The organism is Pseudomonas frederiksbergensis (assembly GCF_003732665.1).
GTDB classification, from domain to species: Bacteria; Pseudomonadota; Gammaproteobacteria; order Pseudomonadales; family Pseudomonadaceae; genus Aquipseudomonas; species Aquipseudomonas frederiksbergensis_G.
In genome coordinates this window covers 151,316-177,391 of the sequence record NZ_MOBP01000011.1, presented here as the reverse complement: position 1 = coordinate 177,391, position 26,076 = coordinate 151,316, and the positions used below count along the sequence as shown (strand labels likewise).

Genomic DNA, 26,076 nt, shown 5'->3' with positions numbered 1-26,076 from the left:
CTGCTGATCCCAGGCGCCACAAAAAAGCCCCCGCGAGCCTAAGGCCGCGGGGGCTTTTGCATTCCAGCAAACACCAAAAATCAAAATGTAGGAGCGAGGCTTGCCCGCGAAGGCGGTGTGTCAGTCCACACATCATGTGCCTGACACACCGCCTTCGCGGGCAAGCCTCGCTCCTACTGTTGATCATCGGCGCACACAGCAGACCTCCTGTGGGAGCGGGCTTGCTCGCGAATGAGGTGGGTCAGTCGACATTTCAGTTGCCTGACACACCGCCTTCGCGAGCAAGCCCGCTCCCACAGGGGGGTTATTTGTTAGTCCAGGCGTTCCGGGTAGGTCACCACGAGGTAGGCGACCGCTTCGCTATCCGCCGGGTTGCGATAGCGGTGAGGCTGGTCGGCATAAAACAGAATCGAGTCGCCGGTAGAAAGCAGATAACGCTCATCATTGACGCTAATCTCCAGCACCCCCTGGGACACCACCAGGTTCTCCTGCACCCCAGGCCCATGGCCCTCGGAAACATCCTCACCCAACGGGCTCAAGCGCAATTCGTAAAACTCCGATTGCCGCGCCACATCGAACGGAAACAGCGCCCGGCTGACAAACGCGCCGCTGGCACTGACCAGGCGTTTGCTCTGGCTTGCCGACAACACCGCCACACCCTCAAACGCCCGGTGCTCAAGAAACGCCGCCACCGACACCTTCAAACCCTTGGCGATTTTGCACAGGACTTTGATCGACGGCACGCTGCGTCCGGATTCGATCTGCGCCAGCATCGCTCGGCTGACACCGCACTGGCGGGCGAGGGCATCGAGTGACAAGTGCCGTTTGCCGCGCAGGCGTTGCAGGTTCTGCGCGACACGCTCGCAGATCGGGTCTTCTTCCATGGATTCCAGGTTATTCAAATCCACGACCGGTTCGTCGGCGCTCGCCAGAAAGCGCGAGGGTTGCTGCCCGTTCACGCGTGACGCGTCTCGGTGGCCTGTTGGGCCGCTTGCACCCACTGCCAGGCCTGCAAACCGGCGTTGCGCGCATACATTTCCCACATGGCCCGCGCCCGTTGCTGAGCCTGTTTGCGTTTGCGGTAACTGGCGAAATCGATGATGTTGGCAGTCGGATTCATGGGGCACTTCACTGTGTAATGAATGACGGGATGAACTGACAATACGCGGATATTTTTATAACGATAAATACTGATTTTGTATTTATTAATTCTTTTTGGTTCTTATGTCGCTCAGCCTTTCAACGCCACCCAGCCAGACACAATCCCCTGTGGGCGCGGGCTTGCTCGCGAAAGCGGCCTGGCTTTCAACATCTTCGTTGACTGACCCACCGCCTTCGCGAGCAAGCCCGCTCCCACAGTTGATCGAGTTGCGCCGGACATTTCTGAGCCACCAAAAATCCCTTCGGGGTAGGTGTCAGGGTTTCCAGATTTCTACGTCCTTGGCATCTACCGCTTTGGGCAACAACCCTTCGGCAAAAAACGCATCAGCAATTTTCTGCTGCTCGCCCAACTGGTCAGCCTTCACCGGTTGCACCTGGTAGCTGCGGTGGGCATTCGCTGTCTCGACGGTTTCCACGTCCAGGTTGCCCCACAGTGGGCCGAGGACTTGTGCGGCATCGCGTGGGTTGTGTTTGATCCAGTCGCCGGCCTTGTGCAGTTGTTCGTACACCAGTTTCAGTACTTCGGGATGTTCCTTGGCGTAGGTGTTGCTGGTCAGGTAGTAACGCTTGTAACTGGCCAGGCCGGTGCCGTCGGCCAGGGTGCGGGTCGGCAGTTGGCGTTGCACGCCGGTGAGGAAGGGTTCCCAGGTGACCCAGGCGTCGACCTTGTTGTTTTCGAACGCCGCACGGCCATCGGCGGGCGACAGGTACGCCGGCTCAATATCGGAAAACTTCAACCCGGCCTTGTTCAGCGCCGCGATCAGCAAATAGTGGGAGCCGGCGGCTTTGGTCACCGCGACTTTCTTGCCCTTCAAATCCGCCAGTTGCTGCAACGGCGAATCCTTGCGCACCACAATCGCCTGGGCCGAAGGCGAGGGCGCTTCCTCGGCGAAGTAGGTCAATTTGGCCTGGGCCGCCTGGGCGAAAATCGGCACGGTATCAGCCACGTCGGCGCTGATATCGACATTGCCCACATTCAACGCCTCCAGCAGCGGCAAGCCACTGGAGAACTCATGCCAGGTCACATCGATGTTGTTCTGGGCGAGGGTCTTTTCCAGGGTGCCCTGGGTTTTCAGCAGGGTGATCAAGGTCGATGACTTCTGATAGCCAATGCGCACCGTTTCCCGGGCCTGGGCCGGGAGGGCGAAGGACAGGGCCAGGGCAATAACCAGACCGGTAAGGACAGCGTTTTTCAGGGGCTTTGACATGATTGGCTCGACAGTCGGCAGGTGAGAAGGTGGCGATCTGTCATGAGCATAGGGTTCTAAGAATTATTCTTTAAATAATTTTTAGGACTTAGCTTAAGGAGTTTGCATATTCGATACAGGAATAAATAAATCGTTATTTATTCCTTTTGTAATTCCGTCAAGCGGTGCATGTTGGAGCCCTGCACCTCAGTGCGGTTTTGCCCCACATCAGACAGGAAGCCTCAACATGACCATCAAAGCGATCAACGTTCGTAACCAGTTCAAAGGCGTTATCAAGGAAATCCTGGAAGGCGAAGTGGTCTCGGAAATCGACGTACAAACCGCATCCGGCATCGTCACATCGGTGATCACGACCCGTTCCGTGCGCGATCTGGAATTGAAGATTGGCAGCGAAGTGATTGCGTTCGTGAAGTCCACCGAAGTGTCGATTGCCAAGCTCTGAAAGACACCTGTTGCCGATCAATCAAGTAAGGCGCAAAACCTGTGGGAGCGAGCTTGCTCGCGATAGCGAACTGGCAGACAACAAATGTGTTGAATGTAAAGCCGCTATCGCGAGCAAGCTCGCTCTCACAAGGGGTGTTGCGTCCAGGATTATCGGGAAATCAGTCCACGCTCTATCGCGTAGTTGAGCAGCGCCGCTGGTTTGTCGATGTTGAGTTTGCGGCGAATGCTCAGGCGATGGGTTTCCACGGTACGCACGCTGATGTCCAGTTCGCGAGCCATTTCCTTGTTGTTCAGCCCCAACACCATTTTGCACAGGACCTCGCTTTCACGCGGGGTCAGTTCGTTGTCGGTGGGGCGCTCGGCCGCCAGTTTGCGGGCGATTTCGGCGCTGTAGAAGGTGCCACCACTGGCAATCGCCTCGATGGCCGCGATGATTTCCCGGGACGGGGAATTCTTCAGCACGTAGCCGCTGGCCCCCGAGCGCACTGACTCGCTCACGTACTCGTTGTTGTCGTACATGCTCAGGATCAGGATTTTGATCGCCGGGTAGTCACGGCGCAGGATTCGGGTCAGTTCCAGGCCGTTCATGTCCTTGAGGCCGATATCCACCAACAGTAAATCAGGCTGGGTCTCGCGGACCATCTCCAGCGCGCTCGCACCGCTGTCCGCTTCGCCGACGATGGCGAGAAAATCCACCACCGTCAGCAAGGCGCGGATGCCGTCGCGCACCAGGGAATGATCGTCGACCAGGGCGACACGGATCGGGAAGGGCAGGTTCATCAGGTCATTTCTCTTATTGTTGTGTTGGCCGTCTCGCGCAAGGGCAGCAGCACGTTCAATTCGCTGCGACCCGGCGTGGAGTGCAGTTCGAGGCGGCCACCAAAATGTTCGACTCGCTCACGGATATTGCGCAGGCCGATGCCAGCGTTCAGGCGATCAATGCGATTGACGTTAAAGCCGATGCCGTCATCGACGACGATCAGGCGCAAGGCTTCCTTGGAGCCCGACAGCGTGATCGACACCGTGCTGGCCTGGGCATGGCGCTCAATGTTGGTCAGCCCTTCCTGGGCGATGCGAAACACCGCCACCGCCGCGCCGTCCACCAGGTCGCAATCGAACAGGTCACTTTCATAATTCACCTGCAAACCGCTGCGCTGCTGGAATTCGGCGGCCAATTGGCCGATGGCGGCGGGCAGGCCGAGGGTGTCGAGCAGGGATGAGCGCAAGTCATGGGAAATGCTCCGCACCTCGCCGATGGCACTGCCCAGGCGCTCCGTGGCTTCGCGCAGAATCGCCAGGCCATTGTCGCGCCCGGCCTCGATCAAATGGCTGGCCAATTCAAACTGGAATTTGATCGACACCAGCAACTGGCTGATGCCGTCGTGCAATTCCCGGGACACCCGCGAGCGTTCTTCCTCCTGCAGGCTGACGATGCGCTGGTTGAGGCGCTGGAGTTTTTTGTCCGCCAGGCGATGCTCGCTGACGTTCAGGGTCATGCCGCTGATAAACACCAGCAGCACCGCAATCAACGCCACCGCCGCGATGGCCAGCATGGTGCCGTGGATGCCATGGGCGACTTCATCCCGGGCTTGCTGGGTGGCCTGCTCGACGTCTTCGAGGTAGATGCCGGTGCCGAGCATCCAGCCCCAGCGATCCAGCATCACCACGTAGGCGAGCTTGTCGGTCACCGCGCCGGTGGACGGTTTTTTCCAGGCGTAGCGCTGGAACCCGGCGCCGGATTCCGCGCTTTTGAGCAGCGCCTGAATCACCGGCAGACCGTGGGGGTCGGTCATGTTCCAGAGGTATTTGCCCACCAAATCCGATTGCCGGGCGTGCATCAGGCTGCGGCCCTGGCGGTCGTAGACGAAGAAGTAGCCGTCGATGCCGAAGCTGAGTTTGCGCAGTTCTTCAAGCACTTTTTGCTGCGCTGCGGCGTCACCGTGGCCATCGTCATACAACGGTTCGATCAGGCTCTTGGCCATTTCCACGTAGTTTTTCAGCTCCGCGCGTTTGCTGGCGAGAATGCTGTCCTCGATCAACTGCGCCTGCTGCTCGCCCAGTTGTCGGTTCTGGAAAATCACCAGGGCGCAAATCACCGCAATCGCCAGGATCAGCGGCAGGATGCCCAGGGCAACGATTTTGTGTTTGAGCTGCATATCTACTCCTGTCCAGACCGGGCGACGGTGCGGCAGGGCCGTTGGCGGGTGGCGTGGTGCGGGCATGATAGGCGAAAAAGTCCTGCACTTGGCCAGTGCAAAGCGCCGTCGGACTAATGGATAAGCCCGGTCTGCGTAGTACTACGTAGAGAGGCCTTACGTAGTACTGCGGATTCCGCTGCTGGCGACATGGGCGGATATTAGGCGGGCTCGCAAAACGGGCACCATTATAAAAATTATCGCCGCGGCCTATCGGACTGCCGGCAGGAGACACGCAATGACCCGTCTGGTTAAACACCTCGCCTGGTTTGTCGTGGCTGTCATTGGAGCGATTGCGCTGAGTGTCGTGGCCCTGCGCCGCGGCGAAGCGATCAACGCCCTCTGGATCGTCGTCGCCGCCACCGCCATCTACCTTGTTGCCTACCGCTACTACAGCCTGTTCATCGCCAATCGGGTGATGGAACTCGATCCCAATCGTGCCACTCCCGCTGTCCTCAATAACGATGGTCTGGACTACGTTCCGACTAACAAACACATCCTGTTCGGTCACCACTTCGCGGCGATTGCTGGCGCGGGGCCGTTGGTCGGCCCGGTATTGGCGGCGCAGATGGGTTACCTGCCCGGCACGCTGTGGCTGATCGCCGGCGTGGTGTTTGCCGGTGCGGTGCAGGATTTCATGGTCCTGTTCATGTCCACCCGCCGCAATGGCCGCTCCCTGGGCGATATGGTCCGCGAAGAAATGGGCCGCATCCCCGGCACCATCGCGTTGTTTGGCTGCTTCCTGATCATGATCATCATCCTTGCGGTGCTGGCGCTGATCGTGGTCAAAGCCCTGGCCGATAGTCCGTGGGGCATGTTCACCGTGATGGCTACCATCCCGATCGCGATGTTCATGGGCGTGTACATGCGCTACATCCGTCCGGGCCGTATCGGCGAGATTTCGGTGATCGGCGTGGCGTTGCTGCTGGGCTCGATCTTCGTCGGCGGGCAGATTGCCGCTGATCCGGTGTGGGCCAAGGCCTTCAGTTTCACCGGTGTGCAAATCACCTGGATGCTGATCGGCTACGGTTTCGTCGCGGCGGTATTGCCGGTGTGGCTGATCCTGGCGCCCCGTGATTACCTGTCGACCTTCCTGAAAATCGGCACCATTCTGGCGCTGGCGGTCGGGATCCTGATCACCATGCCCGAGCTGAAAATGCCGGCCCTGACCCAATTCATCGACGGCACCGGTCCGGTATGGAAGGGTGGTCTGTTCCCGTTCCTGTTCATCACCATCGCGTGTGGCGCGGTTTCGGGTTTCCACGCGTTGATTGCCTCCGGCACCACGCCGAAGCTGCTCGCCAGTGAAGGTCATGCCCGTTACATCGGTTACGGCGGCATGCTGATGGAATCCTTCGTGGCGATCATGGCCATGGTCGCTGCCTCGGTGATCGAGCCGGGTGTGTACTTCGCCATGAACAGCCCGGCTGCGGTGGTTGGCGGTGACGTCATCCAGGTTGCGCAGACCGTCAGCAGTTGGGGTTTTGCCATTACTCCGGAAGCGCTGCAAGCGGTGGCTCATGACATCGGTGAAACCACCGTGCTGGCCCGTGCCGGCGGTGCGCCGACGTTGGCGGTCGGTATCGCGCAGATCCTGCACAGCGTACTGCCGGGTGAAAACACCATGGCGTTCTGGTATCACTTCGCGATCCTGTTTGAAGCGCTGTTTATCCTGACCGCCGTCGATGCCGGCACCCGGGCCGGACGCTTCATGCTCCAGGACTTGCTCGGCTCCTTCGTCCCGGCGCTCAAACGCACGGAATCCTGGACCGCCAACCTGATTGCCACTGCCGGTTGCGTGGCGATGTGGGGTTACTTGCTGTATCAAGGCGTGATCGATCCGCTCGGCGGGATCAACACCTTGTGGCCGCTGTTCGGCATCTCCAACCAGATGCTCGCCGGTATCGCGCTGATGCTCGCCACGGTTGTGCTGATCAAAATGAAACGTCAGCGCTACATCTGGGTGACTTTGGTGCCTGCTGCGTGGTTGTTGATTTGCACCACCACCGCCGGTTTCATCAAGCTGTTCGACGCCAACCCGGCGATCGGCTTCCTGGCCCTGGCCAAGAAATACAGCGATGCGTTGGCCAACGGTCAGATTCTGGCCCCGGCCAAGGACATCAGCCAGATGCAGCACGTGATCTGGAACGCTTACACCAACGCCACGTTGACCGGGCTGTTCCTGTTTGTGGTGTTCAGCATCCTGTTCTATGCGCTCAAGGTCGGGATTTCCGCCTGGGGTACAAAAGAGCGTACGGATAAAGAATCGCCATTCCAGGCGGTGCCAAATGTTCAATGACCTGAGTCGCCTCGGTAAATACCTCGGTCAGGCCGCACGCCTAATGGTCGGCATGCCCGACTACGATAACTACGTCGAGCATATGCAGACCAAGCATCCGGACAAACCGCTGATGAGCTACGAGATGTTCTTCCGGGAACGCCAGGAAGCGCGTTACGGGAGCAAGGCTGGACCGAAGTGTTGTTGACCTGATCTCAGGTTGACGCAAAACCCCTGTGGGAGCGGGCTTGCTCGCGAAGGCAATCTGTCAGTCGGCACTGCTGTTGACTGACACACCGCTTTCGCGAGCAAGCCCGCTCCCACATTTGATTGGGGTTGGTTCGGGTATGTATGAACGACTCCAAACCCCTGTGGGAGCGGGCTTGCTCGCGAAGGCAATCTGTCAGTTGGCACTGCTGTTGACTGACACACCGCTTTCGCGAGCAAGCCCGCTCCCACATTTGATTGGGGTTGACTCGGGTATTTATGAACGACTCAAAACCCCTGTGGGAGCGAGCCTGCTCGCGAAGGCAATCGGTCAGTTGGCACTGCTGTTGACTGACACACCGCTTTCGCGAGCAAGCCCGCTCCCACATTTGATTGGGGTTGACTCGGGTATTGGTGAACGACTCCAAACCCCTGTGGGAGCGGGCTTGCTCGCGAAGGCAATCGTCAGTCGGCACTGCTGTTGACTGACACACCGCTTTCGCGAGCAAGCCCGCTCCCACATTTGATTGGGGTTGGTTCGGGTATTTATGAACGACTCCAAACCCCTGTGGGAGCGGGCTTGCTCGCGAAGGCAATCGGTCAGTCGATACTTTTGTTGACTGATACACCGCTTTCGCGAGCAAGCCCGCTCCCACATTTGTTTTGCGGTGTTGGTTAGTGGCCCTGGTTGCTTTTGATTAGATCGTAGGCCCTGCGCACCAGCGGGTTCACCGTATTCGGCCGAATCCACAGGTGGTATGTCACATCCGGCAATCGCGGCAGTCCATCGTTTTCCCCCAGTACCCGCATATCCGGCCCGAGCATTTCCATGCTTCTGGGGGTAACGCCCAACCCTGCGCGGGTGGCGGCTTTGATCCCGATCAGGTTCGACGCCAGGTACGCCTGGCGCCAGGGAATGTTCGCCCGTTCCAGCGCTTCCAGCGCATAACGCCGATAGATGCTCGGCTCATCCACCAGGATCAGCGGCAACGGTTCGCCAGGGTTGTGGATGTACTGCGCCGAGCAAATCCACCACACCGGTGAGGTGCGCAAGGCGAAGCCTTCGAGGGATGGATCGGCGCGTGTGGAAATCACCATATCAACCTTGCCCCGGTGCAGGTCGTCCATCAAAAACGGACTGCGCCCGACGTCGATTTCCAGGCGCAAGCGCGGCGCCGAGCGGGCGATGTGGCTGAGCATCGGCGGCAGGATGGTGTCGGCGATGTCGTGGGGTGAACCGATGCGCAGCACGCCGCTCAAGCTGCTTTCGCGCAGGGAATTCAGGGCGTCGTCATTCAACGAAAGCATCTGCCGCGCATGCCTTAGCAATTGCTGGCCGGCCTCTGTGAGCTGCTTCTGCCGGCCGCGCTTCTCGAACAGACTCACGCCCACCTGTTGTTCCAGGCGCTGCATGTGCTGGGTCACCGACGATTGCGTGCGGGCCAGTTGCGCGCCGGCGCCGGCAAAACTGTGGTGATCGACCACGGCAATGAAGGTACGCAGCAATTCGAGATCGAGGGTCGACATGGCAGCCACTTTTATATCAAGGACACGAACCTAAACATTACATATTTTTATGTGTTCGGTGAAACGGATTTTCTCCTGGGCTCCCATAGGCCAATAAGCACTGGGTTATAAGCGTTTTGCTAAAAAGCGGAATCGTGCGAGTTATAACGATATTAGATATTTGTATTTCCGTTACCTCAGCGCTGTACCCAGGATGCCCACTCATCAGGTCGGGGTACGCCGATCATTCATGAGGGGAAATCCATGTTGCTCGAGCGCTCACCCGTAAAACGATTGTTGCCTGTGATGTTGGGCGCCCTGATTTCCCTGTCGGCCATTGGCGCCGCCCGGGCCGATGCGACCCTGGACAAGATCGAGCAGCGCCACGTGCTGGTGGTCGGCGTGCTGCTGTCCGGCGGGCCGTTTGGCGGGATCGATCCCACCAGCCAGAAACCTAAAGGCTTGAACGTCGACCTCGCCAACGAACTGGGCCGGCAACTCGGCGCCGAGGTGCAACTGGTGCCGGTACTGCCCGCCAACCGCGTGCAGTTCCTGCAGCAGGGCAAGGTCGATTTGCTGATCGCCAACATGGAATGGACCGCCGAACGCGGCGAGATCCTTGGCTTTGTGCCAACCCCGTTCTACCGCGTCGGCGGCACCGCAGCGGTATTGAAGGACAGCAAGATCACTCGCTGGGAAGATCTGAAGAACCAACCGGTCTGCACCTCCCAGGGCAGCAGCTACGTCAAACCGCTGACCGAATTGGGCGCCGAGATCAAAGCATTCAAGAGTTCGTCGGAATCCCTGCTGGCCCTGCGCGGCAATAACTGCGTGGCCGCCGTGCACGATGCGACGCTGATCAACCCGCTGATCGCCGACACCGCCGAATGGCAGGGCTACCGCGCCATCTCGCCGGAACTCAACCCGGCGCCGTCGGTGATCTGGACCCGCCCAGGTGAAAGCGACACCCAGGCCAAACTCGACCCGATCATCAAGGAACTGCACCGCAGCGGCTGGCTGATCGAAGCCCAGACCCGCAACCACATCACCCCGGCATCCCCGGCGCTGGTGGAGTTGCAGAAAAAATTCCAGGCCAATGGCGCCTGAGCCCGGCACATCGTTTTCAACCGAATAACGCTCAAGGTAGCCGTGCATGAAGCCACTTTTTTCCGCTAGAACCCTGACCACCCTGTGCCTGGCCGGGTGTGCCGCACTGGCCGCCAGCCTGGTCCGGGCCGACGCCACCCTGGACAAGATCGAGCAACGCCACGCCATCAGCGTCGGGGTGATTCTCAGCGGTCCGCCGTTCGGCACGATCGACCCGAAGACTGGCGAGCACCTGGGCTACAACGTGGAATTGGCCAAAGGCATCGGCAAGGCGCTGGGGGTCGAAACCAAGACTGTTTCAGTGCTGGCACCGAAACGCGTGCAGTTCCTGCAACAGGGCAAGGTCGACATCCTGATCGCCAACATGCAGTTCACCGATGAGCGCGCCGAAATCCTCGACTACGTGCCGACGCCCTATGAAGAAGTCGGCGGCGCTGCACTGATTCGCAAAGGCGCGGGTATCAAGCAGTGGGCCGACCTGAAAGGCAAACCGGTGTGCGTGTCCCAGGGCAGCAACTTCATCAAGCCGTTGCAGGAAACCTACGGCGCCGAGATCAAGGCGTTCCGCAGTCAGTCGGAATCGCTGCTGTCCCTGCGCGGCAATGGTTGCGTGGCGGCGGTGCATGTCAGCCCGACCATGCATGCGTTGTTGAGCGACGCGGAATGGACCGGTTATGAGATTCCGCTGCCGGGGGATTTGATTCCGTCGAACTCGGTGATCTGGATTCGCAAGGGCGAGCACGACACCCAGGCCAAACTGGACGCCATCGTCCGCGACTGGCACCGCAGCGGTTGGCTGATCGCCTTGGGCGAACGCACCGGCATGGCACCGTCCCAGGCCCTGCGGGATTTGCATGAACAGTATCGCAACGCCGCGCCGCTGGCGGTCCAGCCATGAGCCAAGGGTTGTTCGCGACGTTGCAGCAGTTGCTCGGCGCCGCTTATGTGCAAAGCAGCGAAGAGGCCGCGCCGTACCTGACCGACAAACAGGGGCGCTACGTGGGGCAAGTGATCGCCGCCGTACACCCGGCTAATACCGAAGAAGTCGCGGCGGTGGTGCGTGCCTGCGTGGCGTCCGATACGCCGGTAGTGGTGCAGGGCGGCAACACCGGTTTGATGGGCGGCGCGACCCCGGACGCCAGTGGCAGCGCCGTGTTGCTGTTGCTCGATCGCTTGAACCGTGTGCGCGCCGTCGATACCGATAACGACACCCTGACCGTCGAGGCCGGCTGCATCCTGCAAACCGTGCAGGACGTGGCGCGCAACGCCGCACGCCTGTTTCCGCTAAGCCTGGGCGCCGAAGGCAGTTGCACGATTGGCGGCAACCTCGGCACCAACGCCGGCGGCACGGCGGTGCTGCGTTATGGCAACACGCGGGAGCTGACGTTGGGCCTGGAAGTGGTCACCGCCCAAGGCGAAATCTGGAATGGCCTGCGTGGTTTGCGCAAGGACAACACCGGCTACGACCTGCGCGACCTGTTTATCGGCAGCGAAGGCACCCTCGGCATCATCACCGCCGCGACCCTGAAACTGTTCCCGTTGCCCAAGGCCCAGGCCACAGCGCTGTTGGCCTTCGATTCCCTGGCCCAAGCCGTGCAATTCCTGTCCCACGCCCGGGCCGGTTTCGGTGCGAGCCTGACTGCGTTCGAACTGCTCAGCGGCGATTGCCTGGCGCTCTTGCGCGAACAATTTCCCAAAGGCCCGCAACCGTTCCTCGGCGCCGTGCAGCCGTGGTTTGCGCTGCTGGAACTCTCTGACAACCACAGCGAAAGCCACGCTCGCGAAGCGTTTGAATCGGTGCTGGGCGATGCCTTTGAACAGGAATTGCTGGCCAACGCGCTGATCGCCGAAAGCCTGGCCCAAAGCGAAGGCCTGTGGCTGCTGCGCGAGAACATGAGCGAGGCGCAGAAACGTGCCGGTCGCAATATGAAGCACGACATCTCGGTGCCGATTTCCCAGGTCGAGGCCTTCGTCGACCACACCGATGCGCTGCTGCAACAACATTTTCCCGGCGTGCGGAATTTCACCTTCGGCCATTTGGGCGACGGCAACCTGCGTTACAACGTCGCCCATCCGCTGGATTCGACGGTCGAGGCGCACATGGCGAACTACGCGGCGCTTAGCCTGTTGGTTCACGACAGCGCCCACGCCCACGGTGGTTCGATCAGCGCCGAACACGGCATCGGCCAGCGCAAGGTCGGTTTGCTGGATCGCTACAAAAGCCCCGTGGAGCTGGACTTGATGCGCCGCATCAAGCACGCCCTGGACCCGAACAACCTGCTTAATCCGGGCAAAGTCGTGGAGGTGATTGCGTCATGACGCTCATTCTTTCCAAACGTGTGCAACGCGTCTCCTTGTCAGCCAATGCCGCCGCCAAATCCCGTGCGACTGAGCTGCGTGAAGCCGGTCGCGACATCCTCGACCTGACCACCGGCGAGCCGGATTTCGACACCCCGGAGCACATCAAGCAAGCCGCATATGCCGCCATTGCCGCTGGCGCGACGAAGTACACGCCGACGCCTGGCGTCAAGGCCCTGAGACTGGCCGTGCAGCGCAAACTCCAGCGCGAAAACCGACTGGAATACCCGCTGGACTCCATCGTGATCGCCAACGGCGCCAAACAGATCATCTTCAACGCCTTCGCCGCGACTCTCGATGACGGCGACGAAGTGCTGGTGCCGACGCCGTACTGGCCGTCGTTCCCGGACGGCGTGCGTTTCAATGGCGGCGAGCCGGTGTTTATCGAATGCGGGTTGGCCCAGGGCTGCAAGCTGACGCCACAGCAGTTGGAGCAAAACATTGGCGAGCGCACCCGCTGGCTGATCCTCAACGGCCCCGGTAACCCGAGCGGCGCGGTGTACAGCGCTGCGGAGTTGCAGGCGTTGGCCGAGGTGCTGCGTCGGCATCCGCAGGTGTTGATCCTGCTGGATGAGCTTTACGAACACATTCGCTTCGACGGCGAAAAACCGTTGAGTCTGCTTAACGTCGCCCCGGATTTGCAGCCCCGTTGTTTGCTGGTGGGCGGTGTGTCCAAGACCTACGCCATGACCGGTTGGCGCATCGGTTTCGGCGCCGGGCCGAAAGTCTTGACCAGCGCAATGACGGTGGTGCAATCGCAATCGACTTCCGGCGCTTCCTCGGTGGGACAAGCTGCTGCGTTGGCCGCCTTCGACGGTGGATTGGAGTTCTTGCCAGCGCAGGTGGCGGCCTATCAGCAACGGCGGGACCTGCTGGTAAAAGCCTTAAGCGAAGTGGACGGTCTGGAGGTGCTCGAACCCCAGGGTGGTTTCTTCGTGTTCATCCGCTGCGAAGGCTTGTTGGGGCGCCATCGCCCCGACGGTGAACGCCTCAACACTGACGCCGATGTCGTCGCGTATCTGTTGGAGGAGGGCGTCGCCGGCGTGGCGGGCAGCGCTTACGGTTTGTCGCCGTGGTTTCGACTGTCCATCGCCACCGCAACCGACAGCGTGGCCGAAGCCGGACGTCGCATCGCCCACGCCTGCGGGCAACTGCGGGGCAATCCATGAGTCATCTTCTGGAACTGTTCGTCCACTGGACCGCCGGGTTCGGCCTCAATTACAACTTCCTGTTGGACGCCTACCAGCGCGGCACGCTGGAGCAAGGCGCGCTGACCACCGCGTTGCTCTGCCTGTTCACCATCGTCGGCAGTCTGCTGGCGGGTGTCGGGTTGGCGGCGATGTTGACCTCGGGCAAACCGTGGCTGGCGAAACCGGCGCGAATCTTCATTGAGGTCACCCGCAACACGCCGACCCTGGTGCAGCTGTATTGCGCGTTCCTGGTGTTGAACATGTTGCTGACCCAAGCCGTCGGCACTGCCAACCCGCTGACACCGTTTGCCTGGGTGGTGATTGTGATCTCCCTGCACAAAGGCGCGTTCCACGCCGAAGCCTTGCGCGCCGGGATCGAAGCGGTGCCGGCGGTGACCCTGGAAGCCGCCAGTTCCCTGGCCTTCAGCAGTCGCCAGTTGCTGTGGAATGTGCAACTGCCCCTGGCGCTGCGCTTTGCTTTGCCGTCGCTGATCAACAACCTGATCGACCTGGTGAAAATGACCGCCGTCGCCTCGGCCATTGCGGTCGGGGACATCACCTACGCGGCAATCATGATCTGGACTCAGAGCGATAACGTGCTGGAGCTGATGATCCTGATCCTGAGCTTTTTCGGCCTGCTGAGTTTTATCGTCAATTGCGTGGGGCGCTTGCTTGAAGCGCGCCTGAGGATGCCCGGCTATGGCCATTGAATCGTCCGTCAGCGCACCGCTGGCCTGGCCACGGCGGCATGTCGGCAAGTTGCTGTTGTTGGTTGGCGTCGTGCTGTTTTTGCTGTACTTCGCCCCACAGAGCCCGGTGCTCAAGGCCTTGTGGCAATGGTCACCGGCCCTGGCCGTGGGCTTTGGCCAGAACATTCTGATCAGCCTGGTGGCAATCGGTTTGGGCTCGTTTTTGGGGTTGCTGGTAGGCGCGCTGGCCGTGTCGCCGCTGCGCCTGTTGCGCTTGCCGGCGCAGATCTGGGTGCAGGTTTTCCGCAACGCGCCGTGGCTGGTGCTGATCTATTTCACCACTTACGTGTTCCCGTTCGAGATCAAGCTTGGCAGCACCTATGTCTCGTTTCCGGACTGGGTGAAAGTCACCATCGGCCTGGCCTTGCCGGCGAGCGCCAACGTTGCGGAAATCTTCCGCGGCGCCATCGGCTCGATCCCCAGCACCCAGTGGGAAGCGGCCCGCTCCCTGGCCTTCACCCGTGGACAGATTTTCCGTTCGATCATCCTGCCGCAATGCTTCAAACGCATGTTGCCGCCTTGGATGAACCTCTACGCGGTCATCACCATGGGCACCGCGCTGGCGTCCCTGGTGGGCGTGCATGACGTGATCGACACCGCGCAAATCGCCAGCAACACCGTGAACCTGACAGGTTTTACCGTAGTGATTTACCTGAGCCTGCTGGTGCTGTTCTTTGCCTATTGCTACCCGATTTCCCGACTGACCCAACGCCTGGAGCGACGTTATGCCTTCTATTGAAACCGTCGCCGAGCCCCTGGTCAGCCTGCGCGATTTGCACCTGTCGTTCGGCGCCAACCCGGTGCTCAAGGGCATCGACCTCGACGTTCATCGCGGCCAGGCGGTGTCGATCATCGGCCCGTCAGGCTCCGGCAAATCGACGATCCTGCGCTGCATCACCGGGCTATTGCAGCCCCAGCGCGGCAGCATTCGCGTCGGCGCCACCGAGGTGCACACCCTGGCCAAGGAAACCCAGCGCATCGAGTTGCGTAAACGCGTGGGTTTCGTGTTCCAGCAATACAACCTGTTCCCGCATCTGTCGGTGCTGGAAAACCTGGTGATCGCCCCGCGCAAGGTGCTGGGCCGCAGCCGAATCGACGCCGAAAAAGAAGCCCGGGCGCTGCTGGCCAAAGTGCGCATGGAACACAAGGCCGACGCCTATCCTGGGCAGTTGTCCGGCGGCCAGCAGCAGCGGGTGGCGATTGCCCGTGCCCTGGCCATGCGCCCGGAACTGATTCTGTTCGATGAAGTGACCTCGGCCCTCGACCCGGAAACCGTCGGCGAAGTGCTGACGGTGATTCGCGAGTTGACCGAAGAAGGCATGACCTGCGTGCTGGTGACCCACGAAATGCGCTTCGCCGAGGAAATCAGCGACATCGTCTACTTCACCGAAAACGGCGTGATCGTCGAACACGGCAGCGCCGCGCAAATCTTCCAGCACCCCACCAGCGAACGCACCCAGGAATTTTTGCGTCATGCCTTGGGTGATCCGGGCCGCCGCCCGACGAATGCCAATGATCCATACCTGTTGACCAACCTGAGCCGCTATAGCCTGTCCGTGTAACACCGAGGAGCTAATTCATGAGTACCGATAACCGTACCGTCGTCATCGAGGATTTCCTCAAGAAAATCCGTGTCATCAACCAACGGGGCGTCGACCGCGCCGCGCTGGTGGAAATTGTTGCCTTGCTCGAAACCCTGGCCGAGCGCCGCGATTTGTTCAACTTCGACGCGTTCCCGGCGCCGGTGCCGGGGCAGGGCAGCACTGCGTTCCGCTACCGCCTCAACGACGATGGCGACACGCCGACGCTGTACCTGAATTCGTTGTTGCCGGGCAAAAGCACGATCCCGCACAACCACGAAACCTGGGCGATCATCAGCGCCGTCGAAGGCCAGGAAATCAACTACGTCTATGGCCGCAGCGATGAAGGCCGCGAGCCTGGCTTCACCACCCTGCACCTGGAAAAAGAAGTGATCGTGCAACCCGGCACGTCGATATCGTTTCTCGGTGAAGACCTGCATGGCATTCGCGTTGAAGGCGAGCAGGCCACCCTGCATTTCCACCTCTACGGCTTGCCGCTGGAATCCCTCAACGGTCGCTACGGTGTGGAAGCCGACGGGCGGATTCTCAACTACAACGCCTCGCAAATGGCGCCGTCGATCAAGGCTTACGCATGATCGACTTGTACTACTGGCCCACCGGCAACGGGCTGAAGATCGGCATCCTGCTCGAAGAACTCGGGCAGGACTACCGCGTGCTGCCGATCAACATCCGTACCGGCGAGCAGAAGCGTGCGACGTTCCAGCGCATCAGCGCCAACGGGCGAATTCCGGCGATTGTCGATCATGCGCCTGAGGGATCGGACGCGCCGTTGAGCCTGTTCGAGTCGGGCGCGATCCTCTACTACCTGGCCGACAAGGCCGGGCGTTTTCTGCCGCCAACCGGGACTGCCGAGCGTCAAAAGGTGCAGGAATGGCTGTTTTGGCAGGTCGGGCATGTCACGCCGTACCTGAGCCAGTTGCAGGTGTTCAAAGAGAAGGCGCCGCAGCCGATCCCGTTCGCCCTCGACCTGCTGAATGCCGAGGCGACGCGGCTGTATCAAGTGCTGGAAGCTCGTTTGTCCGAAGTGCCATATGTGGCGGGCGAGTACTCCATTGCCGACATGGCGATTTTTCCGTGGATTCAGCCGCTGCGTCAGGGCCAGGACTTGGCGGACTACCCGCACATCGATGCCTGGCGCGAACGCCTCAAGGCCCGCTCGGCTATCCAGCGCGCTTATGCCAAGGGCCGGGACATCGCCGCCAACGAGCGCTCCCTCGCGCTTCAATAACTCTCTTTTTCAAGCGGGACTTCCATGAGCCAGACCGTAACCCCAGGGCAATTGCAGCAGTGGCTGTTCGACGGGCAGGAAATCGCCCTGTTTGACGTGCGTGAGCATGGTCAATATGGCGAAGCCCATCTGTTTTTCGGGGTGAACCTGCCCTATAGCCGCCTGGAGCTGGAGGTGCGGCGGCTGGCGCCGAATCCGCAGGTGCGGCTGGTGATTTACGACCAGGACGGTGGTGGTATCGCTGCCCGTGCATCCCGGCGTTTACAGGCGTTGGGGTACGCTCGCGTGCATATTCTGGAGGGCGGTGCCGAAGGGTGGCAGGCCGCCGGTTTTCAGTTGTTTGCCGGGGTGCATGTGCCGTCCAAGGCGTTTGGTGAATTGGTCGAGGAGGCCAGTCACACGCCCCACGTCACCGCCACGCAATTGGCGCAATGGCAGGCCCGGGGCGAGCCACTGGTGGTGCTCGACGGCCGGCCGTTCGACGAATACCGCAAGATGACCATTCCCGGTTCGGTGTGCTGCCCGAATGGCGAGTTGGGCTATCGCGTCCACGATTTGGTGCCGGACGACAGCACGCCGATTGTGGTCAATTGCGCCGGTCGCACCCGCAGCATTATCGGCGCGCAGACGCTGATCAACCTGGGGCTGAAGAACCCGGTGTACGCCTTGGAAAACGGCACTCAGGGCTGGTATCTGGAAGATTTTCAGCTGGAGCATGGCAGCACCCGGCGCTATGCCGATGAGGTGTCAGCCGATGCCTTGCCGGGGCAGCGTTTGGCCGCCGCGCAATTGGCACAGAAGGCCGGGGTGAAAACCGTTGCCGTCGCTCAGGTTGAAGCGTGGGCGCAGGAGGCCGGGCGCAGTCTGTTTCTGTGTGATGTTCGCACCGGCGAAGAATTCGCCGCTGGCAGTTTGCCGGGCGCGCAACACACGCCGGGTGGGCAGTTGATTCAATCCACCGATTTGTACATTGGCGTGCGCAAGGCGCGGTTGGTGCTGATCGACAGCGATGGCGTGCGGGCACCGATTGTCGCCAGTTGGCTGCGTCAGTTGGGGCATGAGGCTTATGTGCTTGAGGGGGGCGTCGGCAGTAATTTGGCGTTGCCTTTAGCGGAAAACGTTGCGCATGAAGCGTTGCCATTGATCACGGCACAGGCCTTGGCTGATGCGTTGAAGGACGATGCCGTCGCGCTGATCGACCTGCGCCCGAGCATGGTTTATCGCAAAGGTCATATCGCCGGGGCGCGTTGGTCGATTCGTTCGTTGCTGGCGGCGGAGGTGGCCGGGGAGCAACGGCCCTTGGTGTTGCTGGCGGATGATTCACGGTTGGCCGCGTTCGCGGCGTTGGAGTTGCCCGAACATCAGCGCCGGCAAACCCGGTTCGCCGGGAATGTGACGGGTCTTGAGCTGCAAGAGGACGCCAACACACCGCCCGACGCGCAGTGCATCGATTTCCTGTTCTTCACCCACGACCGTCATTCCGGCAACAAGGACGCGGCGCGGCAATACCTGGCGTGGGAAATTGGCTTGCTGGCGCAGATGAGCGAAGAGGAAATCGCCAGTCTCAAGCCGCTGCGGGCGTCCCGGGTTCGTACTCAGCTCGTCCACTCGGCGCGCACTGAAAAGGGCAACGGTGGGCGGGGCGTCAACGTTCCGGTCACGCGATTAAGCACGGTGCTGTTCGACAGCCTCGCCCAAATGCGCGACGCCCGTTCCCGCCGCGACCATGAGCGCGTCCTGAGCTACGGCGCCCGGGGCAACCCGACGGCGTTCGCCCTGGAAGATCTGGTCACGGAGCTTGAGGGCGGTTATCGCACCCGCTTGTACGGCACCGGTTTGGCGGCGGTGGCGCAGACGTTCCTGGCTTATTTGCGTCCCGGCGATCATGTGTTGATCACCGATGCGGTGTATTCGCCGGTGCGGCGCCTGGCCCGGGACTTTCTGCAACCGTTCGGGATTGAAGTCAGCTACTTCGCCCCCGACGGCAGCGATGTGCTCGCGAAGCTGCAAGCCAACACCAAAATGCTCTACACCGAAGTGCCCGGTTCGTTGCTCTACGAACTGTGCGATCTGCCGGCCCTCGCCGCGCTGTGCAAGCCGCGAGGCATTCTGTTGGCGGTGGACAACACCTGGGGCTCGGGCTATCTGTACCGGCCGCTGACCCTGGGCGCCGACATCTCGATCATGGCCCTGACCAAATACCTGTGTGGCCATAGCGACGTGGTCATGGGCAGCGTCTGCACCCGGCAAGAGGTATGGCAACCCCTGGCCGCCATGGGCGACACCTTCGGCAACGCCGTCAGCCCCGACGACGCTTACCTGGTACTGCGCGGCGCCCGGACCCTGGCGCCTCGCCTGGAAGTCCATGAACGCCAGGCCCTGGAAATCGCCCACTGGCTGCAGGCTCAATCGCAGGTGAAGCAAGTGTTCCATCCTGCCTTGCCCGACCACCCCGGTCATGCCCTGTGGCGCCGTGACTTCAAGGGCAGCAACGGCTTGCTTTCGTTCGAACTGCAAGACGCCGACGAGGCTTACGCCGAACGCTTCATCGACGCGCTTCAACTGTTCGGCCTGGGGGCGTCCTGGGGCGGCTATGAAAGCCTGGTCACCGTGGCTGAACTCAAGGAGCGCGAACGTGCTGAAGATCGCCGGTTGAATCCGGTACTGCGACTGCATATCGGGCTGGAGGACGTCGAGGCGTTGATCGAGGATCTTGCGCGGGGATTCGCTGCGGCGGGATAAACCCGAGGTCCAGGCAGCGAATCGGTGACGGGGGGCGGCTACCAGCGTTTGTCGCTTCCCGCCGAACCCGCACTGCGTCGTTCCGGCCCGGTGGAGTGGCCAGTGTTCACCAGCCTTCTTTCCATCAGCACATTCTGCAGCGCCTGGCGGGCCACAGGGTCGAGCTGATGCTCGCGCTCCTTGAGCTCAAGCAGGATGGGGCTGGACCAGGTGCGATAGGTTTGCTCGGTCACACGAACGGATGTCATCTATCTCTCCTTGATAAAGCGCCCGCCGCCGAAGCAGGCACTGATTGATGAGGTAGAAACGTTAGTTGAGGAAAGAGGTTGTCGCCAGCCAAGGGGACTGCCGGTCCGTAACGACATGTAACCTGTGGGAGCGGGCTTGCTCGCGAAGGCGGTGGGTCTGCTGGCATTGATGTTGGATGTGCCGGCCTCTTCGCGGGCAAGCCTCGCTCCTACGGGGGATCGGCTGTGAATACAGTATTTGTGTACAGCCAAGATCCAGTGTGGGAGCGGGCTTGCTCGCGAAAGCGGTGGGTCTGCTGGCATTGATGTTGGATGTGCCGCCGTCTTCGCGAGCAAGCCCGCTCCCACAAGGGATCGGCTGTGAACACAGTATTTGTGTACAGCCAAGATCCAGTGTGGGAGCGGGCTTGCTCGCGAAAGCGGTGGGTCTGTTGGCATTGATGTCGGATATGCCGCCGTCTTCGCGGGCAAGCCTCGCTCCTACAGGGGGATCGGCTGTGAACACAGTATTTGTGTACAGCCAAGATCCAGTGTGGGAGCGGGCTTGCTCGCGAAAGCGGTGGGTCTGTTGGCATTGATGTCGGATATGCCGCCGTCTTCGCGGGCAAGCCTCGCTCCTACAAGGGATCGGCTGTGAACACAGTATTTGTGTACAGCCAAGATCCAGTGTGGGAGCGAGCCTGCTCGCGAAAGCGGTGGCTCTGCTGGCATTGATGTCGGATATGCCGCCGTCTTCGCGAGCAAGCCCGCTCCCACACGGGGTCGTTGTTGCGCAGGTAGAAACCGGGGACATCCTTTACGTTTTAAACCGGAGACATCCTTTACAGGTGTGAAATACGGTCAGGATGTATCTGACCCTGAACCACTTTGTGGTGATGTATTTCCTGCGGGGCTTCTGGCCTGGCGCTTTCAATGTCCACACGATGCTGCTGCTCGCATTTTTGCTGAGCGGCATTTCGTATTTCCTCGTCGAACGCCCGGCCCTGAAGCTTCGGCATGCGTTGCGGGCGGGCGGAGGTTCTGGCGTGGGGCAAGAGTTGCGAAGCGGATCTGCGGCTTAAAGGGAGGGCATCTGTCACACGCCAGGCGTCAGGTCATCAGGCGTGCGACAGGTGGCGTGCGATCAGGCACAGGCCTGGCTCAAGTGACTGTCCTGTGCCGCGACGATCAGGTGCAGCGCAATATTTTGCTGCGGATCAGCGCAGGGAACCTCGAAACTGCCGACTATCTGCAGATGTCGCTCACTCAGCCCGGTCGACTCTTCTTCCTTTGCCTTAAGCATTCTCGCGTGGTTCATGGCGATTTCATTGAGAGTTGACACGGTACTTCTCCGGTGACTGACCAAGCGTATTGAGGTGATTGCTGCCGCGTCAGAATTATGTCGTTCTGGGGCTGCTACCACCGCGAGTGCAAACCCCAAGCCAAGATTTGGTCGCTTGCGGCGCCGGATTTTTGCAGGCGACGAATGGTGATCCCGGGCGCACCGACCGACCGTCCGGCTTTCTGAATTATCGGCGCTGGGCGAACTCCATTGTTCGAGGGGCAATTGTTCCTCGATGGCGGTGAGCTCCGCACGGAGGCAAGTTAATGACGTCTTTCGAAGACTTCAGGATTCAATCCCACGAGCTTCTGATCGAATTGGATGCCGCGACGATGGTGATGATGACGTTGGTGACATCCAGACGCGTTTCAGGGCCGGAATGGGATGCGGCCACCAAGCGGCAACACGATGCCTATGAGCGCTGGAACGCTTTCCTCAATATCCCCGGCTAGCCGCGTGTGAGATGGCTGCAAAACCGCAAATTACCGAAGCCCAGCCACCGTGCTGGGCTTTTTTGCGTCCGCAAGATACCGGTGATCGGCTTGCGTGAATCTTTCACCGCAACCACGTTCAATCATCCTGAAGCAATTTGCTTCTCTGTGGCGATCGCGCCAATGGGGTTGAGGCAATGACATCAGTCGATGATTTCCGGAGCAAATCCCATGCGCTGCAGGCAGATCTCGAAGCTGCCACGGCGGAAATGATGAGGCTGATTTCATGCCGATCCGTGTCCGGGTCGGAATGGGAGGAGGCAGTGAAGCGCCAACATGATGCTTATGTGCACTGGAACACGTTTATCAATAGTCGGGACGGGACGGATTCGGGGGGTGTGAATTAGTATTGGCGCCCCCGCAACGAAGGAACGTGGACGTGAACAACCGGTACACCGCAAGCCTGATGTTTTTGTTGGCCCTCGTGACGGCTCAGTTGGCTTATTCAAGTGGCAAGGATGAATCCGCCGAGAGCGCTTCATTGCTTTGCAAAATCCTGGATGGCAACGACGCCTTGACCCAGGCCTCGGAGTTCTCGGCGAAAAATCGTGCGGTCTATATCTCTGTCGATGGCTCTGCTGAGGACGCCAAAAAGCTTTGCCCTGTCATCAGCTCTATCGTCGCGGATAACGCGATGACGTTTACCGAAGGCTGGACGGTGCAGGTCAGTACGCCGGGCGATGACTATAAAGTGGCGGCGGTCTGTCCGTTGTAGAGGCGCTTACTGCAGCGCCCGGATCAGTTCCGCGCCCTGATTGCGCACATTGCCCACCGCGCTATCGACCTTGAACCATTCGAAAATATCGGAAGGCTCGCCCTCAAGCAGCGCCATTTGCTCGGCGCGCTCCTTGGGCGTGGCGGGGTCCAGCCATTCCCGGGCCAGTTGCGGTGAAAGCGTGACTGGGCGGCGGTCATGGATGTCGAGCATGCCGCCCGCGCTGTCGGCGGTGATGATCACAAAGCCGTCGTGCTCGTCGGGCTCATGTTCGTATCTCGGGTATTGGCCAATCGCGGCACACAGGATCGGCGCCCGGTCCTTGCGGCGAATCAGGTAGGGCTGCTTTTTCGGTCCGCCTTCGTAAACCCACTCAAACCAATTATCGATCGCGACAATCGCCCGGTGCGGCCAGACCGTCTTGAAGTAGGGGCCGTGGGCGACTTTCTCGACCCGGGCGTTGATCGGCGTGGTGGACTCCTTCGCCCAGTGCGGGCGCCAGCCCCAGCGCACGGAATCGGCGTGCACCACATCGCCTTCCTGGTGGAACAGGGCCAGTTGCATGGTCGGCGCGGCGTTGTAGTGGTCGAGCGGCTGGTCGCCGACGGTGTTGATCAGGGCGTTGGGGATGCTCAGCGTCGCTACGAAATCGTGAATGCCACGGTACTGGGAAAGTCGTCCGCACATGATCCGGTCCTCCGCTTGTTCATTCAGCGTAGACCAGCGCGATAGAGGCTTGTTTGCATGGCATGAGCGGCGCGACTTGTGGCGCACTGCCACCATTGGTCGGCGTAACCGATATCACGCTGAACGCCGCCGCTCCCTTGGCCTCTACCTAAAGACGACCAATGGGGGCCTCAATGAAAGAAGCACAGCGAAGACTGGCCATGACGGCGTGGCGACAGCTATTTACTCTTTCTGAAAAGCAGATAGACCCAGAGGACAAGTACTTTAGATTGCTGAGACGGGCCGACGACATGGAACGCGCCGACCTCATCACCAGTGACGAATGGCGCAAGCTTGTCCAGCAGGCCGGGATGTTGCTGTCCAGCACCGCCGAGTGCATGGGCGGCGCTGGATAGCGCAGCCTCGCCCCCGACACCTGTAGGAGCAAAGCTTGCTCGCGAAGGCTGCGGCACAGTCGATGGAAAATGTCGCCTGACCCACCGCTTTCGCGAGCAAGCGCGCTCCCACACTGGATTGGAGTCGTTTACAAAATTTTCAGCCTGACCCCATTCCCTGTGGGAGCGGGCTTGCTCGCGAAGAGGGCGTGTCAGTTGATATCAATGCTAGCTGACACACCGCATTCGCGAGCAAGCCCGCTCCCACATTGGATTGGAGTCGTTTAAAAAATTTTCAGCCTGCCCCCATTCCCTGTGGGAGCGGGCTTGCTCGCGAAGGCGTCGGGACTGACACACCGCTCCCGAGCGCCCCTACGGTTTGGGTTTTTTGACGTCTTTGGTGCTGTGCGAGGCGTCGGTCTCTTTATCCATGGCCTCCGATTCCGCGCCGGAGTTTGAACCCGAAGCCTCTTCACCTTTCTTGCTGGCTTTGTCCTCGGACTTCGAGCTGCCGGACTGGTTGATTCCAGGCATGGCGGAGGGCGGAACGGCTGATTCCGCGTTGGTTTTCTCGGCGGCCAAAACGAAAAGCGGAGCAGTGGCCAGCAAACTTGCGAAGGCGAAAGTGGCGATGGTCTTGTTCATGGTCCGGGTCTTCCTGTACAGGCGGTATATAGCGTTGGAAGAGCCGGAAAGGGGAATGTGCCGGGCGCTGGACGAACGGCACCCACCCATTTGGAGTATGGCGCCGCTGTCCAATCGGCTGAATGATCGGCATGACAATTATTCGAAAGGGAAGTGTTCATGCCGATTTCAAAACAAGCGTTCTTGACGCCTGCCGAACAGGCGAAACTGACCCGCGCGGACAAGGCGCATTACATGCACGGTTATCACGTGTTCGATGAGCACCGGGAAATGGGCGCCCTGAACATTGTGGCCGGCGAAGGCGCTTACATCTTCGACGCTGACGGCAATCGATTCCTCGATGCGGTCGGCGGAATGTGGTGCACCAACATTGGCCTGGGTCGTGAAGAAATGGCCGAGGCCATTGCCGATCAAGTGCGTCAACTGGCCTATTCAAATCCGTTCTCCGACATGGCCAATTCGGTGGCCATTCGCTTGTGCGAGAAACTCGCCAGCCTGGCCCCCGGCGATCTGGATCACGTATTCCTGACCACGGGCGGTTCGACGGCGGTGGACACCAGCTACCGCTTGATCCAGTACTACCAGAACTGCCGTGGCAAGCCTGAGAAAAAACATGTGATCGCCCGCTACGGCGCCTATCACGGCTCGACCTGCCTGACGATGTCGATCGGCAACAAAGCCGCGGACCGGGTCCCCGAGTTCGACTACGCCCACGATAAAATCCATCACGTTTCCAGCCCCAATCCCTATCGTGCGCCAGAAGGCATGGACGAAGCGCAGTTGCTGGAGTTTCTGGTGCGCGAGTTCGAGGACAAGATCCTCAGCATCGGTGCGGACAAGGTCGCCGCGTTCTACGCCGAGCCGATCATGGGCTCCGGTGGCGTGATCATCCCGCCGGAGGGTTACCTGCGGCGGATGTGGGAGGTTTGCCAGCAATACGACATTCTGTTCGTCGCCGATGAAGTGGTGACGTCCTTTGGGCGTCTGGGCAAATTCTTTTCTGCCTGGGACGTGTTTGGCGTGCAGCCCGACATCATCACCACGGCCAAGGGTCTGACCTCGGCGTACCTGCCGCTGGGAGCCTGCATCTTTTCCCAGCGCATCTGGGACGTGATCAGCGAGCCAGGCCAGGGCCGCTGTTTTACCCACGGTTTTACCTACAGCGGCCACCCGGTGTGCTGCACGGCGGCGCTGAAGAACATCGAAATCATCGAGCGGGAAAACCTGCTGGCCCATGTCGATGACGTCGGCGCCTACTTCGAACAGCGCCTGAAGACGTTGGTCGGTTTGCCCCTGGTGGGGGATGTGCGCTGCAAGAAATTGATGGCCTGTGTGGAATTCGTCGAAGACAAACGCACGAAAAAGCTGTTCCCGGAAGCCTTGAACATTGGCGAGAAAATCCATCTGCGCGCCCAGTACAAAGGGTTGCTGGTGCGGCCGATCGTGCACCTGAACGTGATGTCGCCACCGTTGACGATCAGCCATGCCCAGGTCGATGAGATCGTCGAGACGCTTCGCGAATGCATTCTCGAAGTCGCCGTGGAGCTGCAATGCAGCGGTGATTACGCCGGGCAATGAAGCGTCGTTTCGCCACTTTGCGCGGGGAGGGGGCAATCGCTAG

General features: G+C 60.4%; 28 protein-coding genes. 18 read left to right on the top strand and 10 right to left on the bottom strand.

Features of this window, described 5'->3' with window-relative positions:
• Window positions 1-311: 311 nt before the first annotated feature.
• The 3 genes from BK665_RS17740 to BK665_RS17730 all read right to left on the bottom strand — a co-directional run bounded on the left by BK665_RS17740 (window position 312) and on the right by BK665_RS17730 (window position 2,369).
• The gene (locus tag BK665_RS17740; protein WP_375538943.1) at window positions 312-884 is read right to left on the bottom strand and encodes a helix-turn-helix domain-containing protein; all 573 of its coding nucleotides are present in this window, start codon (window positions 882-884) and stop codon (window positions 312-314) included.
• Between the two features lie 71 nt (window positions 885-955).
• Window positions 956-1,120, bottom strand: coding sequence for a hypothetical protein (locus BK665_RS34475; RefSeq protein WP_185058228.1), 165 nt, complete (start codon window positions 1,118-1,120; stop codon window positions 956-958).
• A gap of 295 nt (window positions 1,121-1,415) precedes the next feature.
• Window positions 1,416-2,369, bottom strand: coding sequence for an aliphatic sulfonate ABC transporter substrate-binding protein (locus BK665_RS17730; RefSeq protein WP_123407689.1), 954 nt, complete (start codon window positions 2,367-2,369; stop codon window positions 1,416-1,418).
• A 226-nt stretch (window positions 2,370-2,595) separates the two neighbouring features.
• Between BK665_RS17730 and BK665_RS17725 the strand changes: the two genes are divergently transcribed.
• Entirely contained in the window at window positions 2,596-2,811 is a 216-nt protein-coding gene (locus BK665_RS17725) for a TOBE domain-containing protein (RefSeq protein ID WP_034150404.1), read from the top strand.
• Between the two features lie 149 nt (window positions 2,812-2,960).
• Here BK665_RS17725 and BK665_RS17720 read toward each other — a convergent pair whose 3' ends face one another.
• Both BK665_RS17720 and BK665_RS17715 read right to left on the bottom strand, forming a co-directional pair.
• A complete protein-coding gene (locus tag BK665_RS17720) occupies window positions 2,961-3,593 on the bottom strand; it encodes a response regulator (RefSeq protein ID WP_123407687.1) in 633 nt (210 codons plus the stop codon).
• Window positions 3,593-4,969: a cache domain-containing protein gene (locus tag BK665_RS17715; RefSeq protein ID WP_123407685.1), complete on the bottom strand. Its 1,377-nt coding sequence runs from the start codon at window positions 4,967-4,969 to the stop codon at window positions 3,593-3,595. The genes BK665_RS17720 and BK665_RS17715 overlap by 1 nt, the downstream gene beginning before the upstream one ends.
• A 277-nt stretch (window positions 4,970-5,246) precedes the next feature.
• On the opposite strand from BK665_RS17715, the gene BK665_RS17710 reads away from it, so the two are divergent.
• Both BK665_RS17710 and BK665_RS17705 read left to right on the top strand, forming a co-directional pair.
• On the top strand, window positions 5,247-7,307 hold the full coding sequence (locus BK665_RS17710) for a carbon starvation CstA family protein (protein ID WP_123407683.1): 2,061 nt from the start codon (window positions 5,247-5,249) through the stop codon (window positions 7,305-7,307).
• Window positions 7,297-7,494, top strand: coding sequence for a YbdD/YjiX family protein (locus BK665_RS17705; protein ID WP_123407681.1), 198 nt, complete (start codon window positions 7,297-7,299; stop codon window positions 7,492-7,494). Before BK665_RS17710 ends, BK665_RS17705 begins: the two co-directional genes overlap by 11 nt.
• 674 nt (window positions 7,495-8,168) lie before the next feature.
• On the opposite strand, the gene BK665_RS17695 is transcribed toward BK665_RS17705, so the two are convergent.
• Window positions 8,169-9,020, bottom strand: a complete 852-nt coding sequence (locus BK665_RS17695) for a LysR substrate-binding domain-containing protein (protein WP_123407679.1) — start codon at window positions 9,018-9,020, stop codon at window positions 8,169-8,171.
• 243 nt (window positions 9,021-9,263) lie between these two features.
• On the opposite strand from BK665_RS17695, the gene BK665_RS17690 reads away from it, so the two are divergent.
• From BK665_RS17690 to metC, 10 genes are read left to right on the top strand one after another with little or no spacing between them, the layout of a single operon-like run.
• Window positions 9,264-10,106, top strand: a complete 843-nt coding sequence (locus BK665_RS17690) for a transporter substrate-binding domain-containing protein (protein ID WP_123407677.1) — start codon at window positions 9,264-9,266, stop codon at window positions 10,104-10,106.
• Between the two features lie 46 nt (window positions 10,107-10,152).
• On the top strand, window positions 10,153-11,004 hold the full coding sequence (locus BK665_RS17685; protein ID WP_123407676.1) for a transporter substrate-binding domain-containing protein: 852 nt from the start codon (window positions 10,153-10,155) through the stop codon (window positions 11,002-11,004).
• Window positions 11,001-12,425: an FAD-binding oxidoreductase gene (locus BK665_RS17680; protein WP_123407674.1), complete on the top strand. Its 1,425-nt coding sequence runs from the start codon at window positions 11,001-11,003 to the stop codon at window positions 12,423-12,425. The genes BK665_RS17685 and BK665_RS17680 overlap by 4 nt, the downstream gene beginning before the upstream one ends.
• A complete protein-coding gene (locus BK665_RS17675; protein WP_123407672.1) occupies window positions 12,422-13,633 on the top strand; it encodes an aminotransferase class I/II-fold pyridoxal phosphate-dependent enzyme in 1,212 nt (403 codons plus the stop codon). The genes BK665_RS17680 and BK665_RS17675 overlap by 4 nt, the downstream gene beginning before the upstream one ends.
• Entirely contained in the window at window positions 13,630-14,364 is a 735-nt protein-coding gene (locus BK665_RS17670; RefSeq protein WP_123407670.1) for an amino acid ABC transporter permease, read from the top strand. Before BK665_RS17675 ends, BK665_RS17670 begins: the two co-directional genes overlap by 4 nt.
• Window positions 14,354-15,142, top strand: a complete 789-nt coding sequence (locus BK665_RS17665) for an amino acid ABC transporter permease (protein WP_123407669.1) — start codon at window positions 14,354-14,356, stop codon at window positions 15,140-15,142. The genes BK665_RS17670 and BK665_RS17665 overlap by 11 nt, the downstream gene beginning before the upstream one ends.
• On the top strand, window positions 15,129-15,965 hold the full coding sequence (locus tag BK665_RS17660; protein WP_123407667.1) for an amino acid ABC transporter ATP-binding protein: 837 nt from the start codon (window positions 15,129-15,131) through the stop codon (window positions 15,963-15,965). Before BK665_RS17665 ends, BK665_RS17660 begins: the two co-directional genes overlap by 14 nt.
• A gap of 17 nt (window positions 15,966-15,982) precedes the next feature.
• Window positions 15,983-16,579 (top strand): cysteine dioxygenase family protein, encoded by a 597-nt coding sequence (locus BK665_RS17655; protein WP_123407664.1) that lies wholly within the window; start codon window positions 15,983-15,985, stop codon window positions 16,577-16,579.
• Window positions 16,576-17,232, top strand: coding sequence for a glutathione S-transferase N-terminal domain-containing protein (locus BK665_RS17650; RefSeq protein WP_123407662.1), 657 nt, complete (start codon window positions 16,576-16,578; stop codon window positions 17,230-17,232). The genes BK665_RS17655 and BK665_RS17650 overlap by 4 nt, the downstream gene beginning before the upstream one ends.
• A 24-nt stretch (window positions 17,233-17,256) precedes the next feature.
• On the top strand, window positions 17,257-19,974 hold the full coding sequence (metC, locus tag BK665_RS17645) for a cystathionine beta-lyase (protein WP_123407661.1): 2,718 nt from the start codon (window positions 17,257-17,259) through the stop codon (window positions 19,972-19,974).
• A 38-nt stretch (window positions 19,975-20,012) separates the two neighbouring features.
• Here metC and BK665_RS17640 read toward each other — a convergent pair whose 3' ends face one another.
• Window positions 20,013-20,222: a hypothetical protein gene (locus BK665_RS17640; RefSeq protein WP_123407659.1), complete on the bottom strand. Its 210-nt coding sequence runs from the start codon at window positions 20,220-20,222 to the stop codon at window positions 20,013-20,015.
• A gap of 845 nt (window positions 20,223-21,067) precedes the next feature.
• On the opposite strand from BK665_RS17640, the gene BK665_RS17630 reads away from it, so the two are divergent.
• Complete coding sequence (locus BK665_RS17630; RefSeq protein ID WP_375538941.1) at window positions 21,068-21,283, top strand: hypothetical protein; 216 nt, start codon at window positions 21,068-21,070, stop codon at window positions 21,281-21,283.
• Between the two features lie 62 nt (window positions 21,284-21,345).
• Here the strand turns inward: BK665_RS17630 and BK665_RS17625 are convergent, their stop codons facing one another.
• Entirely contained in the window at window positions 21,346-21,543 is a 198-nt protein-coding gene (locus BK665_RS17625; RefSeq protein ID WP_123407655.1) for a hypothetical protein, read from the bottom strand.
• A gap of 266 nt (window positions 21,544-21,809) precedes the next feature.
• Between BK665_RS17625 and BK665_RS17620 the strand changes: the two genes are divergently transcribed.
• Together BK665_RS17620 and BK665_RS17610 are read left to right on the top strand one after the other, a co-directional pair.
• The gene (locus BK665_RS17620) at window positions 21,810-21,995 is read left to right on the top strand and encodes a hypothetical protein (protein ID WP_123407653.1); all 186 of its coding nucleotides are present in this window, start codon (window positions 21,810-21,812) and stop codon (window positions 21,993-21,995) included.
• Between the two features lie 418 nt (window positions 21,996-22,413).
• The gene (locus BK665_RS17610) at window positions 22,414-22,749 is read left to right on the top strand and encodes a hypothetical protein (protein ID WP_259699618.1); all 336 of its coding nucleotides are present in this window, start codon (window positions 22,414-22,416) and stop codon (window positions 22,747-22,749) included.
• A gap of 6 nt (window positions 22,750-22,755) precedes the next feature.
• Here BK665_RS17610 and BK665_RS17605 read toward each other — a convergent pair whose 3' ends face one another.
• A complete protein-coding gene (locus tag BK665_RS17605) occupies window positions 22,756-23,436 on the bottom strand; it encodes an SOS response-associated peptidase family protein (protein ID WP_123407647.1) in 681 nt (226 codons plus the stop codon).
• Window positions 23,437-23,609: 173 nt separating this feature from the next.
• Here BK665_RS17605 and BK665_RS17600 point away from each other — a divergent pair, with 173 nt between their 5' ends.
• Window positions 23,610-23,831 (top strand): hypothetical protein, encoded by a 222-nt coding sequence (locus BK665_RS17600; RefSeq protein ID WP_123407707.1) that lies wholly within the window; start codon window positions 23,610-23,612, stop codon window positions 23,829-23,831.
• A gap of 351 nt (window positions 23,832-24,182) precedes the next feature.
• On the opposite strand, the gene BK665_RS17590 is transcribed toward BK665_RS17600, so the two are convergent.
• Window positions 24,183-24,455 (bottom strand): hypothetical protein, encoded by a 273-nt coding sequence (locus tag BK665_RS17590; protein WP_123407643.1) that lies wholly within the window; start codon window positions 24,453-24,455, stop codon window positions 24,183-24,185.
• 159 nt (window positions 24,456-24,614) lie between these two features.
• On the opposite strand from BK665_RS17590, the gene BK665_RS17585 reads away from it, so the two are divergent.
• A complete protein-coding gene (locus BK665_RS17585) occupies window positions 24,615-26,033 on the top strand; it encodes an aminotransferase (RefSeq protein ID WP_123407640.1) in 1,419 nt (472 codons plus the stop codon).
• Window positions 26,034-26,076: the final 43 nt, after the last annotated feature.